The following is a 13,515-nucleotide window of genomic DNA, read 5'->3' as shown; positions in this document are numbered from 1 at the left end:
ACGGGGTCCGACAGTGGATCCACCGACCGACGGCGGGGGTCACACCCCCGCCGTCGACAGGGCAGGACGTCAGGCCTGCTCGGCGTCCGCGGCCGGCTTCTCGGCCTCGGCGGCCGGAGCCTCGGCCGGCTTCTCGTCGGCCTTCTTCTCGCCCTCGAGCAGGTCGCGCTCCCACTCGGCCAGCGGCTCGCCGGCGGCCTTGTCGGCCTTCGCGTCACCGGTGGCGGCACCGGAGCGGGCGATGAGGCCCTCGGCGACGGCGTCGGCGATCACGCGGGTGAGCAGGGTGACGGAGCGGATGGCGTCGTCGTTGCCCGGGATCTTGTAGTCGACCTCGTCGGGGTCGCAGTTGGTGTCGAGGATCGCGACGACGGGGATGCGCAGCTTGCGCGCCTCACCGACGGCGATGTGCTCCTTCTTGGTGTCCACGATCCAGACGGCGCTGGGCACCTTCTGCATCTCGCGGATACCGCCGAGGGTCTTCTCGAGCTTGGCCTTCTCGCGGGAGAGGACCAGGAGCTCCTTCTTGGTGAGGCCGGAGGCGGCCACATCCTCGAAGTCGATGAGCTCGAGCTCCTTCAGGCGCTGCAGGCGCTTGTAGACGGTCGAGAAGTTGGTGAGCATGCCGCCCAGCCAGCGCTGGTTGACGTAGGGCATGCCGACGCGCGTCGCCTGCTCGGCGATGGCCTCCTGGGCCTGCTTCTTCGTACCGACGAACATGATGGAGCCGCCGTGCGCGACGGTCTCCTTGACGAACTCGTAGGCGCGGTCGATGTACGACAGCGACTGGAGCAGGTCGATGATGTAGATGCCGTTGCGCTCCGTGAAGATGAAACGCTTCATCTTCGGGTTCCAACGACGGGTCTGGTGACCGAAGTGGACGCCGCTCTCCAGCAGCTCCCGCATCGTGACGACGGCCATGGCCGCGCTCCTTGCATACTCGGTTACACGACGGCCGGGCGGCCGCCGCTCCTGACGCCCCGACGCGCCTGCCGTGGACGGCGCCCTTGCGAGAGCCGTTCCATGGACCGAGAGACACGGCCACCGTGCTGCCCGAGAGGGTCTGACGCGCCGGTGGCGGGGCGTGCGAAGTCGACCCGGTGACCCGGATCGCCATGAGAAGTGTACGGGACCGGAGAACCCCCGGGTGACGGCGTTGTCCACAACCGGCGAGTAGTCCACAGAACCCGGTCAAGATCCCCGCGATCCGGCGATCACGGCCAGGGTGACGCCATGCGACGACTGCGTACCGCCGTGCGAGCACTCCTGCTCTGGATGCTGCCCCCACTCATCACATGGTTCACATGCGCCCCAGCCGTATCAGGGCCCGCGCCACCGGGGCCGGGACCGGCGCGTCCGGGGCCCGCGGCGCCGGGCGGGGACCGCGCCTGGCCGGTCGCGGGATCGCGCGGTGCCCGGCCGCTGGTGCTGCGCGCCTGGGAGCCACCCCCGGCGCCCTGGGCGGCGGGTCACCGCGGGGTGGACCTGGAGGCCCGGCCGGGAGCCTGGGTACGGGCGGCCGCCCCGGGGACGGTCTCCTTCGCGGGCACGGTCGCCGGGCGCGGGGTGGTCTCCGTAGAGCTGGCCGGCACGGGCGACCCTCCGCTGCGCACGACCTACGAGCCGGTGCGGGCCACGGTGGGCGAGGGCCGGGCCGTGGCGGCGGGCGAGGTCGTGGGGGTGCTGGAGGCCGGGCCGGCCCACTGCGCGGCGGGCTGCCTGCACTGGGGGCTGCGGCGCGGTGCCGTCTATCTGGACCCGCTGGGCCTGCTGCCGCCGTGGATGCTGCGGCGCCCGCCCTCGCGGCTGCTGCCGCTGTCCGGGCCGCTCGGCGCCGGCGGCGGTGGCATCAGCCCCGCACTCCGCGCAGGGCCATGGAGACAGCCGCCTCCGTGATGTGGTCGGGCTCCTCGGCCGCGCCGAGCTCGATGCGGCGCACGGCGGCGTCCACCACGCCCTGGAGCAGCATGGCCGTCAGGCGCGGCTGGTCGTGGCCGAGGGCGATGAGGGCCTCCCCGACCATGGTCACCAGGCCGCCGTGCGCGGCGCGGATCTTCTCGCGGGCGCCGGCGTCCAGCTCCCCGGCGGAGATGGCGACGACGGCGCGGTGGCGGCGGTCGCCGACGAGCGCGAGCTGCTGTCGCACATACGCCTCGATCTTCCCCTCCGGCGTGTCGGCGCGCTCCATGGCGGCCTCGACCTCCGCCGCCCAGACGGGGAAGTCGACGGCGCACAGCTCCTCGACCACGGCGGCCCGGGAGCGGAAGTACTCATAGACCGAGGACCGCGCGAGTCCCGTGCGCTCGGCGAGGGCGGGGAAGGTCAGCGCCTCCGTTCCGCCTTCGGACAGCAGGGAGCGGGCGGCGTCCAGCAGGGCGCCGCGCTGCATCGTCCGGTGCTCGGCCACTGAGGCCGCTCGAATCCTGGGCACGGTCCCACTTTACGGACAGGCCCCGCCGGGGACGACGCTGGAGGGACGATTCAGCGACCGGGACCGCGATTCAGCGGCCCACGTCGGCGAGCTTGGCCCGGAGCTGGAGGACCGACTTGGTGTGGATCTGGCTGACCCTGCTCTCCGTGACGCCGAGGACGTGACCGATCTCGGCGAGGGTGAGGCCCTCGTAGTAGTAGAGGGTGACCACGGTCTTCTCCCGCTCGGGGAGAGTGTTGATGGCGCGGGCGAGCAGCCTGCGCAGCTCGTGGTCCTCGGCGACCTCGACGGGGTCGTCGGCGGCGGTGTCCTCGAGTGTGTCCATCAGGCTCAGCCGGTCGCCGCCCTCGCCGCCCACGTGCAGCAGCTCCTCCAGCGCCACCACGTTGGCCAGCGACAACTGACTGAAGACCGCGTGCAGTTCGTCGAGGGTGATCCCCATCTCGGCGGCCACCTCCGCCTCGGAGGGCGTTCGGCGCAGCTCGGCCTCGAGGGTGGCGTAGGCGCGCTCGACGGCGCGCGCCTTCTGCCGGACGGAGCGCGGGATCCAGTCCAGCGCCCTCAGTTCGTCGATCATCGCGCCCCGGATGCGGGTGATCGCATAGGTCTCGAACTTGATGGAACGGGCGGGGTCGAACTTCTCGATGGCGTCGATGAGGCCGAAGATGCCGGAGGAGACGAAGTCCGCCTGTTCGACGTTGGGCGGCAGCCCGACGCTGACCCGCCCCGCCACGTACTTCACCAGGGGCGAGTAGTGGAGGATCAACTGCTCCCGCAGCCGGTCGTCGCCCGAGGCCTTGTACGACCGCCACAGCTCATCGAGCGTCGAGGGTGCGGGCGGGCGCACGGCGCCACGCGCTGCTGGCGGTGCCGCCGCGCGGTCGGACCCGGAGGTGTGCTGGGGCATTCGTCGTCTTGAGCCGTTCTGCTGTGACGTGGACCGGTGGTACGAATGGATGGATTCCGTGAGCGTAGCGTGAGCGCGCCACTGCGGTGAGCGAGGAGACCCCTTCGATATACACGGATACTTTCCGCGGGGGCGGACACCTTCCGCGGGCCGCTTCCGTGTGACGGCCACTGGGGGTGCCCGCCGGCCGCACGGAGCCCGCCGTATCGGCCGCCGCGGTCACCGCCTTAACCCTTTCACCCGATCACCCCAGGTCAAGCACCGCCTCGCCGCGCAGGGGGGCGCCGTCCGGGGGGCTTGGGGGTGCCGGATGTTGACGCGGCGTCAGCCAACTGCCAGCGATCGCCCAGCCGTTCCACGAACCCCAGCGCCTGGAGTTCGTACAGGCGGGCGAGCGCGTGCTCCCTGCCCATCCCGGCGTCGCGGGCGATGAGGCCGAGGTCCCCGCCGCCCCGCCCGGGCACCGCCTCCAGCGCCCTGACGGCCCCGGCGTCCAGCAGGTCCCTGGCCACGACCGGCCCGCGACGGCGCGGGGCGAGCTCCCCGATGCTGCCGACCAGCTCGACGACCTCGTCGGCATCGGTCACCAGGCACGCACCCTCGCGCAGCAGTTCATGCACCCCGGCCGAGAGCCCCGATGTCACGGGCCCGGGCACACCCATCGTCTGCCGGCCCAGCTCCCGCGCCCGGCGCGCCGTGACGAGGGATCCGCTGCGGTACTGGGCCTCCACCACCACCGTCCCGCGCGTCAGCGCGGCGATGACGCGGTTGCGCAGTACGAAGCGGCTGCGCGTGGGGTGCCCGCCGGGCGGCAACTCCGCGAGGACCAGCCCCTGTTCCGCGATCCGCCCGATCAGCTCGGCATGGCCGCGCGGATAGGGCACGTCGATCCCCGAGGCCAGCACGGCCACCGTCGCCCCGCCCGCGGCGAGCGCCCCCCGGTGGGCCGCCCCGTCCACGCCGTACGCCGCCCCGGAGATCACCACCCACCCGCGCTCGGCGAGCCCCGAGCCGAGCAGGGCGGCGACGCGCGAGCCGTAGTCGGTGCAGGCCCGGGCACCCACCACCGCGACGGACCGCAGCGCCCACAGCCGTACGTTCGGACTGCCCCGCACCCACAGGCCGATGGGCCGGGCGTCCCCGAGGTCGTCGAGCTGCCCGGGCCACTCGGTGTCCCCCGGGCACAGGAAGCGCCCGCCGAGCCGGGCCACGGTCGCGAGGTCGCCGCGGGGGTCGAGCGTCCCGGCCCGGGCCCGGCACCCCGTCAGCCGGTCCTCCCGGGCCCCCTCGGGCGGCGGCCCCGCCCCGGTCAGCCCGCGCACCAGCCGCACGGCCCCCATCCGTCCCAGCCAGCGCCCGACGTTCTCGTCCCCCGGCTCGGTCAGCCGCGTCAGCGCCGCCCGCGCCAGCCGCTCCTCCCCGCTCACCGCCCCGGCCGTCACCCGTCCTCCCCCGCCGTGGCCAGGGCGGGCACCGGGGCCGGCCGGGGGACGGGCAGCGGGGCTCCCCTGGCGATGCCGGTGCGCAGTTCCAGGGCCAGCGCCACGTCGGCGGCGTCGGGGCGGTCATGACCCCCGAGGTCCGCGAGGGTCCAGGAGACCCTCAGCACCCGGTCCAGCCCACGGGCCGTCAGCAGGCCGCGCTCCAGGTCACGCTCGGCGGCGGCGAGCGCTCCGGGAGCGGCCCGCCAGCGGGTGCGCAGCTCGTGACCGGGCACCTCGCTGTTGGCGGTCCAGGGGGTGCCAGCCAGCCGTCGCCCGGCCCGCTCCCGGGCCTGTGCGACGCGCTCGGCGACCGCTGCCGTCGTCTCTCCCCGGCCGCCCTGGCCCATCAGGTCGGCCCGCTGGACGGATTCGACCTCCACCCTCAGGTCCACCCGGTCCAGCAGGGGCCCCGAGAGCCGGGCCTGGTATCTGCGGATCACCGAGGCGGGGCACTCGCAGCCCGCGCCGCGCAGCGTGTGCCGCCCGCAGGGGCAGGGGTTGGCGGCGAGCACCATCAGGAATCGCGCGGGCAGCCGCACCACACCGGCGGTGCGTGCCACCACCACATGTCCCGCTTCCAGCGGCTGGCGCAGCGCGTCCAGGGCCTTGGTGCTGAACTCGGGCGCTTCATCCAGAAAGAGAACTCCGCGGTGGGCGAGAGAGACCGCGCCGGGCCTGGGCAGGCCGTTGCCGCCGCCGACCAGCGACTGCATCGTCGCGGAGTGGTGCGGCGCGCAGTAGGGGGCACTGGCGACCAGCGGCTCGCCCGGGGGCAGCATGCCCGCCACCGAATGCACCGCGGTCACCTCGAGGGACTCCTGCCGGCTGAGCGGCGGGAGGATGGCCGGCAGCCGCTCCGCCAGCATGGTCTTGCCCGCGCCCGGCGGCCCCGACAGCAGCAGGTGGTGGCGCCCGGCCGCGGCGACCTCCAGGGCGAGCCGCGCCGTGCGCTGTCCCGCCACGTCCGCGAGATCCGGCCCGCTCCCCGCTCCTGCCCCGCGGGCGCCCGTGGCCAGGCCGCAGCCCACCCCCGCACCGGGCACCATCAGGCCGGCGAGCATGGCGTCGGGGCGCCCCTCCCCGTCCGGCTCCTCGTGCGGGACGGGGGCGTCGGTGAGCACGGCGATGAGCTGGCGCAGGCTGCGCACCCCGAGCACCGAGACGCCGGGCACCAGGGCGGCCTCCGCCGCGGTCTGTTCGGGCACGACGACCTGCTGATAGCCGGCGTCGGCGGCGGCGAGGACGGCCGGGAGGATGCCGCGCACCGGCCGGACCCTGCCGTCCAGGCCCAGCTCGCCGATCATCACCAGGTCGGCGATGGACGCGGGGTCGACGCCCTCGGCGGCGCCGAGGACGGCGACGGCCACCGCGAGGTCGAACCCCGAACCGCTCTTGGGCACCGACGCCGGGCTCAGCCCCACGGTCAGCTTCTTCTGCGGCCACTGGGCCCCGGAGTTCACCACCGCGGCGCGCACCCGGTCCCTGCTCTCGACCAGGCTCTTGTCGGGCAGCCCCACCAGCGTGAAGGCGGCCACTCCGGGCTCGAGGTCGGCCTGGACCTCGACCACCACCCCTTCGACCCCGACCAGGGTCACCGAGCACGTACGGGCGAAGCCCATCAGGCCACCCCCTTGACGTGCTCGACGAGGGGCGCGCCGCGGTCGGGCACCACCACGCCCACCAGGTCGATCCGCACGCCCCCCGGCGGCGACCCGCCGTGCCGGGCCAGCCAGTGCCCGGCGAGCAGCCGCAGCCGGTCGGCCTTGCCGGCCCGGACCGCCGCCATCGGATGTTCGTACGACCCCTGTCGCCGGGCCTTGACCTCACAGATGACCAGGACGTCGCCGTCCAGCGCCACAACGTCGATCTCGCCCGCGCGGCACCGCCAGTTGCGGGCCAGCACGGTCATTCCGGCCTCGGTCAGCCGCCGTACCGCCAGGTTCTCCCCGTAGCGGCCGAGTCCCCCTCGGGCGTTCATCGGCACCACCTCCGGTGCCGACTATGGAGCCCCCGCCGATCGCTATGGGATCTTGGTGGACAACCGGCGGAATGTGGACAACTTCGTCACCCACACACGCCACACAGGACTCATGTCCCCACAGGCCTCATGTCCCCGGAAGGTCCAGATCGCTCTTGTTGAGCTCCTCGATGTTCACGTCCTTGAACGTGAGCACCCGCACCTGCTTCACGAAGCGCGCGGGCCGGTACATGTCCCACACCCAGGCGTCCGCCATCGAGACCTCGAAGAAGACCTCGCCCTGCACGGAGTGCACCTGCATCTCGTAGTCGTTCGTGAGATAGAAGCGCCGCTCGGTCTCGATCACGTATTTGAACAGACCGACGACGTCGCGGTACTCCCGGTAGAGCTTCAGCTCCATCTCGGTCTCGTACTTTTCGAGGTCCTCGGCGCTCATGGCATGTTCCCCTTCAGCCGTGCGTCCCCCCATTGTGCGTCAGGCGCGCTCAGTCTCCAGGAGCACCGGCGTACTCGGGGGTCCCTCGTCGAGCAGCGTACGCAGCAGCTCGGCGAGCCTGGTCGGATACACCGTCTCACGGGTGGCGAACAGTTCTTCGCAGGTCCACCAACGCAGTCCCGTGACGCTGCGCCGCTCCAGCTCCGTACCGCCACCGGTCCAGGCGGGCGTCTGCTCGGTACGGGCGAGGTAATACCGTTCGTCCTGGTCCCAGCGCCGGCCGTCGAAGGGGAAGGAACAGGTCCGCGTCCACAGCACCGGGCCCAGCTCGACGTCCGTGATCCCGGTCTCCTCGGCCAGCTCACGGCGCGCCGCCTCCTCCCAGCCCTCGTCGCCCTCCAGTCCGCCGCCCGGGGTGAACCACCAGGTGAGTGTCGGGTCGCCGGGCTCGAAGCCGTGCATCAGCAGCACGCGGTCGGCGGGGTCGAGCAGGATCACCCGCGCGGCCCGGCGCAGGCCGCCGCCGATCGCACCGGAGTCAGCCATGGGGCACCGCCGCCTTCCCACGACCCGCGAGCCGCCGCGCCAGCGGCCCGTACGCCGCACCTCCCAGGATGAGCACGGCACCCACGACGGCGCACGTCACGATCAGCGGCAGCGGCCCGGGCCGGGACGTGCCGCCGGGCAGGGCGTCGAACGCGCCGGGTCGCTGGATCATGCCCCAGCCGGACAGGGGCCAGGCCTTGGCGTCCACGCGCGCCCGTACCGCGTCGCGCGGCACCGTGCCCTGGCCGCCGTCGGTCATATGGGTGCGGGAGTCCACCGAGGTGATGCGGTGGTCGCCCAGGAGGAAGAGCCGGTCCGGGGGCACGGTGGCGGAGAAGCCGCTGGGCGAGGCCTGGCCGGGGGTGTGGAGGTAGGGCTCCTCGACGGCCACGCCGTTGACCGTCAGCCGGCCCTGCCGGTCGCAGCACTCGACCTTGTCGCCGCCGATGCCGACGACCCGCTTGATCATCGGATCGTTGCCCCAGACCCGGTCCTCGAAGACGACGACGTCCCCGCGCCGCACCTCGCCGCCCGCTATCCGCTGGGCGAGAACCCGGTCGCCGATCCCGATGGTGGGCGCCATCGAGTCGGTCGGGACGGTGAAGGGCCGGTACAGGAACGCGGCCCAGGCGAAGGAGCCGAGGAAGAGCACACAGCCGACGGCCACGGCCAGCCCGGACAGTGCTCTGCCCGCGCGGCCGTGGCCGTCCTCGTCCCGCTCCATGTCGCGCATGTCCGTCCCCCGCGCCGCGTCAGGATCCACCGGGCGCGGACCGCACCCGGTGGAAGTCGGATTCCGAATGCCCAGGGGCATGGAATCGCACACTACCCGGCGGTAGGACGTCAGTCAGCCCCTCGTCGCGGCCTTCGTCGCGGCCTGCTCCTCCAGCGCGCGCCGGCTGCGGCTGCGGCGCCAGAGCACCAGCGGCACCGCGCCCGCGAGCCCGAGCGCGGGCGGCGCCACGGCGGCCGCCGCGCTCAGCCCCGGCTGGTCGAAGGTGGACGGCACCGGCAGGGTGGACCAGCGGTTCACCGGCCAGGCCACGACGATCGCGCGCCCGACGACCTCGTCCTCGGAGACCGTGCCCTGGAACTTGTCGAGGTCCTGGTGGTAGCGCGAGTCGAGGGAGTCCTGGCGGTGGTCGCCCATCACCCAGATGCGGCCGTCCGGAACCTTGATCGGGCCGAAGGGCTTGTCACCGCAGGGGGTGTTGCCCGGGAAGATGTACGGCTCGTTCAGCGCCTTGCCGTTGACCGTCACCGGTTCGTTGTTGCCCTTGCACTCCACCGTGTCGCCGCCGACCGCGATGACCCGCTTGATCAGGTCCTTCTCCTCCGCGGAGGGCATCAGACCGATGAAGCTGAGCACCTTCTGGACGGCGCCGGCCACCGGACCGTTGTCGGCGGTGGCCGTCTCGCCCAGCCAGCCGCCCGGATCGTGGAAGACGACGACCTCGCCGCGCTCGGGCTTCGACCCGAACCACGGCGTCAGCTTGTCCACCAGCACCCGGTCGCCGCGCTGGAGGGTGTTCTGCATCGACTCGGAGGGAATCGAGAACGCCTGCACCAGGAACGTCTTGATGATCAGCGCGAGCAGCAGGGCGATGCCGACCAGGATCGGCAGTTCCTTCCAGAAGGATCGTTGCTTCTTGGGCTCCCTCGTACGCGGCTCCGAACCGCCCGCTCCCCCGGCGCCCGCCTCGGGCGTCACGGTCGCGGCGCCCGGCTCCGCGGCGGGTCCGTCGGTCGCCTGGGACCTGGCCTCCTCGGGCGCGACGCCCGCGGACTCTCCGGACGACTGACCGAGCGCCTCATCCGTCCGCCCGGGCCGCTTCTCGGGCTCTCCGTGACCGGAACGCGCGCCGACCGCCAAATCCCCCACATCCACTCCTCACTCCACGCTGCCGCCTGTCGCACAAACGACGCAGGCCCACCACTCCCATAACGAGCGGGAGTTCCGCAGGGGTCGGGAGCCGGATCAACCCTTCTTGATCCGTGGAGGACACACTATGCGGCGAAGCGTCCGCACGCGTCCCCGTCTGCGGCGCGTCCCGTACCGAAGCGAAGGGCTCCGGTTCCGACAGCCCCTTCCAGTGCCCCACCGGCCATGCGACGACCACCGCACGCCCCACCACCAGGTCTTCCGCGATCGTGCCCTGGCCCTTCTCGTCCAGGTGATAGCGCGAATCCGCCGAGTCCGAGCGGTGGTCCCCCATGACGAAGAGCCGGCCGGCCGGCACCTTCACCTCGAACTTCAGCTGCGAGGGCGGATTGCCCGGATGGACGTACGGCTCGAGCAGGGGCGTCCCGTTGACCGTGACCCTGCCGTCGTTGTCGCAGCACTTGACCGTGTCCCCGCCGGTGCCGACCACACGTTTGATCAGGTCCTGCTCGTCGGCCGAGGGCAGCAGGCCGATGAAGGCCAGCAGCTCCTTCGCCTGCTTGATCCCCACCGGGTCCCGGCCCCCGTACGACTGCTCCCCGTCCAGCCAGCCCCCCGGGTCCTTGAAGACCACCACGTCGCCGCGCTCGGGCTTCGACCCGAACCACGGCGTCAGCTTGTCCACCAGCACCCGGTCGCCGATCTGGATGGTCTGTTCCATCGAGCCCGACGGGATGACGAACGCCTGCAGGAGGAAGGTCTTCAGCACCAGGGCGATCAGCAGGGCCACGCCTATGAGGATCGGCACCTCCTTGGCGGCCGACCGGCGCTGCCGGCGCCGCTTGATCCGCGTCGCCGCCTTCCGCCGGGCCGCCCGGCCACCGGCCGGGGGCGGCGACGCCGGCCCCGCCCCGGAGCCCCTGCGGTGCCCCGCCGGAGCCGTACCGGCCGCGGCCGAACCGGCCTCCGCGGTACCCGCGGAGGCACCCGTGTCCATCCGGGCCCGGGCACCCCCGTCGGTCCGGGCATGGGCACCGGCGTTCGTCCGTGCATGGGCACCGGCGCCCGCACGGGCCTCCGCACCCGTACGCGCCTCCGTACGCCCCCGGCTACCCATGCGGGCCGCCGAGGTGACCCCCGCCCGCGCCGTGGCCCGGATCGCCCGGATCCGGTACGTCGGCGAAGGCACCCGGCCGCTTCAGCGAGGTCATCCGGCCCAGGGGCCAGCCGATCCAGTCGGCTCGGCCGATGACATGGTCCAGCGGGACCGTGCCACCCCCGGGCTCGCCCAAGTGGTCACGGGAGTCACGGGAGTCACTGCGATGGTCACCCATGACCCATAGCTTGCCCTCCGGCACCACGATGTCGAACGGCACTTGGGAAGGTTCGTCCCCGGGGAACAGATAGTCCTCGAGCACCGGCCGGCCGTTGACCTCCAGCCGCCCGCGCTTGTCGCAGCACCGGACGCGGTCGCCGCCGATGCCCACGACCCGCTTGATGTAGTCGGTCGCCGCCGGCCGCATCAGCCCGACGGACGACGCGCCCTTGCGCACCAGCGCGGCCACCGGGTTCTCGGCCGGCCGGGTCTGGACGAACGAGTCGGTGCCGTCGAAGACGATCACATCACCCCGGCGCGGCTCGTTCCCGAAGCGGTAGGCGAGCTTGTTGACCAGTACCCGGTCGCCGATCTGGAAGGTGCTCTTCATCGATCCACTGGGGATCAGAAAGGGCTGCACAACGTAGCTGCTGACCAGAAGCACGAAGACCAAACAGACGATCAGCAACAGCCCGGCCCGGCGCAGGGGGCCGCCACCGGCCAGCCACTGCCGCGCACGGGCGGGAAAACGCGCGGAGCGCGACCGCCGTCCCTCCCCCTCGTCGGGGTCGGGAGAGCGGTCGCGCTCCGGAAGCTGTGCGAGCTGTGCGTCGGTGTCCATCGGACCGAAAGCCTATCCGGCCGGTCCTGGACTCCGGCGAGAAGCTCAGTTGTCGCGCTTCTCCTTGATCTTCGCGGCCTTGCCGCGGAGCTCACGGAGGTAGTACAGCTTGGCGCGACGGACGTCACCGCGGGTCACGAGCTCGATCTTCTCGAAGATCGGGCTGTGCACCGGGAAGGTGCGCTCGACGCCGACGGAGAAGGAGACCTTGCGGACCGTGAAGGTCTCGCTGACGCCCGCACCCTGGCGGCGGATGACGACACCCTTGAACTGCTGGATGCGGGAGCGGTTGCCCTCGATGACGCGAACGTGGACGTTCACGGTGTCGCCGGGGCGGAAGGCCGGGACGTCGGTGCGCAGGGAGGCGCCGTTGACGTTGTCGAGCAGGGAGGACATGAGCGTCTGCTTCCTCGCCGATGCCACAGGTCATCAGCGGAATTCGTGCCGAAGGTGAAGGGTGCCGAAAGCGCCGGGCGGACGTCGTTCCCCCTGTGGCAGGGGCGTGCGCCGGACGCAAGGCAACGGCTTATTCTTCCACGACCGGACCCAGACGCCCAAATCGGCCGTCCTCGCCCGGCGCCCAGCCCAGGATCGAGAGCATCTCGCGATCCTTCTTGTCGAAGGCGGCGGGGTCGGCCCGTTCGATCAGATCCGGCCGGTTCGCGGTCGTGCGCCGGAACGCCTCGTCGCGGCGCCAGCGGGCGATCTTGCCGTGGTGGCCGCTGAGCAGGACGTCCGGGATGCCCCGGTCGCGCCACTGCGGCGGCTTGGTGTAGACGGGGCCCTCGAGCAGGTCGGCCATGGCGCCGGGCGCGAAGGAGTCGTCGCGGTGCGACTCGGCGTTGCCGAGCACGCCGGGGAGCAGCCGGGCGATGGCCTCGACCATGACCAGGACCGGGGCCTCGCCGCCGGCCAGCACATAGTCGCCGATGGAGACCTCGCGCACGTCGAGGCGGTCGCCGTACTCCTCGATGACGCGGCGGTCGATGCCCTCGTAGCGGGCGGGGGTGAAGACCAGCCAGGGCTTCTCGGAGAGCTCGACGGCGAGCTCCTGCGTGAAGGGCCTGCCGCTGGGCGTCGGGACGACGATCACCGGGCGGTCCTCGCCCTGACCGGACTCGATGACCGAATCCAGCGCCTCGCCCCAGGGCTCGGGCTTCATGACCATGCCGGGGCCGCCGCCGTACGGGGTGTCGTCGACGGTGTTGTGCTTGTCGTGGGTCCACTCCCGCAGGTCGTGGATGCGTACGTCCAGCTGACCGCGGGCGCGGGCCTTGCCGACGAGCGAGACGTTCAGCGGCTCGAGGTACTCGGGAAAGATCGTGACGACGTCGAGGCGCATTACTCCTGCCCCTCCTCGGCGTCGCGGGAGCTCGCGACCTCGGCCTGGTCGCCGTCGAGCAGGCCGAGCGGCGGGTCGACGACCGCGACCTGCCGGTCCAGGTCGATCTCGGTGACGATCTCGGAGACGAAGGGGATCATCACCTCGCTGCCGTCGGGCCGCTCGACGATGAAGAGGTCCTGCGACGGCAGGTGGGAGATCTCGGTGATCCGGCCGACGGCCGTGCCGTCGACGGTGACGACGTCGAGGTCCATCAGCTGGTGGTCGTAGAACTCCTCGGGGTCCTCGGGAGTCTCCTCCGGGTCCACCTCGGCGATCAGCAGGGTGTTGCGCAGCGCCTCGGCGGCGTTGCGGTCGCTCACGCCCGCGAAGCGCAGCAGCAACCTGCCGCTGTGGACGCGGCCGGTCTCGATGGTCAGCGGCCCCGTACCCGCGGGGTCGGTGGCCAGCACGGCGCCGGGTCCGAGCCGCAGCTCGGGCTCGTCCGTGCGCACCTCAACCGTGACCTCGCCCTTGATCCCATGGGCGCGGCCGATCCTGCCGACTACGAGCTGCACGCTTTCACTCCGTTG

The 13,515-nt window shown here is 72.4% G+C and carries 16 protein-coding genes; 1 reads left to right on the top strand and 15 read right to left on the bottom strand.

Features of this window, described 5'->3' with window-relative positions:
- Positions 1 to 69 precede the first annotated feature (69 nt).
- Complete coding sequence (gene rpsB / locus AB0G59_RS24730; protein WP_071965842.1) at positions 70 to 921, bottom strand: 30S ribosomal protein S2; 852 nt, start codon at positions 919 to 921, stop codon at positions 70 to 72.
- Positions 922 to 1,233: 312 nt separating this feature from the next.
- Between rpsB and AB0G59_RS24725 the strand changes: the two genes are divergently transcribed.
- The gene (locus AB0G59_RS24725; RefSeq protein WP_360915499.1) at positions 1,234 to 1,896 is read left to right on the top strand and encodes a M23 family metallopeptidase; all 663 of its coding nucleotides are present in this window, start codon (positions 1,234 to 1,236) and stop codon (positions 1,894 to 1,896) included.
- Here AB0G59_RS24725 and AB0G59_RS24720 read toward each other — a convergent pair.
- The 14 genes from AB0G59_RS24720 to rimM form a co-directional block, all read right to left on the bottom strand.
- Positions 1,850 to 2,407 (bottom strand): TetR/AcrR family transcriptional regulator, encoded by a 558-nt coding sequence (locus AB0G59_RS24720; protein WP_071965843.1) that lies wholly within the window; start codon positions 2,405 to 2,407, stop codon positions 1,850 to 1,852. The genes AB0G59_RS24725 and AB0G59_RS24720 overlap by 47 nt on opposite strands.
- Before the next feature lie 94 nt (positions 2,408 to 2,501).
- A complete protein-coding gene (whiG, locus tag AB0G59_RS24715; protein WP_360915496.1) occupies positions 2,502 to 3,338 on the bottom strand; it encodes an RNA polymerase sigma factor WhiG in 837 nt (278 codons plus the stop codon).
- A gap of 254 nt (positions 3,339 to 3,592) precedes the next feature.
- Entirely contained in the window at positions 3,593 to 4,780 is a 1,188-nt protein-coding gene (gene dprA, locus AB0G59_RS24710; protein ID WP_360915493.1) for a DNA-processing protein DprA, read from the bottom strand.
- Entirely contained in the window at positions 4,777 to 6,441 is a 1,665-nt protein-coding gene (locus AB0G59_RS24705) for a YifB family Mg chelatase-like AAA ATPase (RefSeq protein WP_360915490.1), read from the bottom strand. Before AB0G59_RS24705 ends, dprA begins: the two co-directional genes overlap by 4 nt.
- Positions 6,441 to 6,800, bottom strand: a complete 360-nt coding sequence (locus AB0G59_RS24700; protein WP_360915487.1) for a YraN family protein — start codon at positions 6,798 to 6,800, stop codon at positions 6,441 to 6,443. The genes AB0G59_RS24705 and AB0G59_RS24700 overlap by 1 nt, the downstream gene beginning before the upstream one ends.
- 127 nt (positions 6,801 to 6,927) lie before the next feature.
- Positions 6,928 to 7,236, bottom strand: a complete 309-nt coding sequence (locus AB0G59_RS24695; RefSeq protein ID WP_071965846.1) for a DUF2469 domain-containing protein — start codon at positions 7,234 to 7,236, stop codon at positions 6,928 to 6,930.
- A gap of 39 nt (positions 7,237 to 7,275) precedes the next feature.
- Positions 7,276 to 7,782 (bottom strand): NUDIX hydrolase, encoded by a 507-nt coding sequence (locus AB0G59_RS24690; RefSeq protein ID WP_360915484.1) that lies wholly within the window; start codon positions 7,780 to 7,782, stop codon positions 7,276 to 7,278.
- Positions 7,775 to 8,515, bottom strand: coding sequence for a signal peptidase I (lepB, locus tag AB0G59_RS24685; protein WP_360915481.1), 741 nt, complete (start codon positions 8,513 to 8,515; stop codon positions 7,775 to 7,777). The genes AB0G59_RS24690 and lepB (AB0G59_RS24685) overlap by 8 nt, the downstream gene beginning before the upstream one ends.
- A gap of 114 nt (positions 8,516 to 8,629) precedes the next feature.
- Positions 8,630 to 9,655 (bottom strand): signal peptidase I, encoded by a 1,026-nt coding sequence (gene lepB, locus AB0G59_RS24680; RefSeq protein ID WP_360915576.1) that lies wholly within the window; start codon positions 9,653 to 9,655, stop codon positions 8,630 to 8,632.
- Positions 9,594 to 10,661, bottom strand: coding sequence for a signal peptidase I (gene lepB / locus AB0G59_RS24675; protein WP_360915478.1), 1,068 nt, complete (start codon positions 10,659 to 10,661; stop codon positions 9,594 to 9,596). The genes lepB (AB0G59_RS24680) and lepB (AB0G59_RS24675) overlap by 62 nt, the downstream gene beginning before the upstream one ends.
- A gap of 112 nt (positions 10,662 to 10,773) precedes the next feature.
- Positions 10,774 to 11,601, bottom strand: coding sequence for a signal peptidase I (gene lepB / locus AB0G59_RS24670; protein WP_360915475.1), 828 nt, complete (start codon positions 11,599 to 11,601; stop codon positions 10,774 to 10,776).
- Positions 11,602 to 11,646: 45 nt separating this feature from the next.
- Positions 11,647 to 11,997 carry a 50S ribosomal protein L19 gene (rplS, locus tag AB0G59_RS24665; RefSeq protein ID WP_071961628.1) on the bottom strand — a complete coding sequence of 117 codons (351 nt, stop codon included), beginning with the start codon at positions 11,995 to 11,997 and terminating at the stop codon, positions 11,647 to 11,649.
- A 130-nt stretch (positions 11,998 to 12,127) separates the two neighbouring features.
- Positions 12,128 to 12,943, bottom strand: coding sequence for a tRNA (guanosine(37)-N1)-methyltransferase TrmD (trmD, locus tag AB0G59_RS24660; protein ID WP_360915471.1), 816 nt, complete (start codon positions 12,941 to 12,943; stop codon positions 12,128 to 12,130).
- Positions 12,943 to 13,500: a ribosome maturation factor RimM gene (gene rimM / locus AB0G59_RS24655; protein WP_360915468.1), complete on the bottom strand. Its 558-nt coding sequence runs from the start codon at positions 13,498 to 13,500 to the stop codon at positions 12,943 to 12,945. The genes trmD and rimM overlap by 1 nt, the downstream gene beginning before the upstream one ends.
- Positions 13,501 to 13,515 lie beyond the last annotated feature (15 nt).

It is taken from the genome of Streptomyces sp. NPDC021096, assembly GCF_040641275.1.
Taxonomy (GTDB): Bacteria; Actinomycetota; Actinomycetes; order Streptomycetales; family Streptomycetaceae; genus Streptomyces.
The sequence above is the reverse complement of the archived record's forward strand: the minus strand, read 5'-3'. Positions and strand labels throughout refer to the sequence as shown.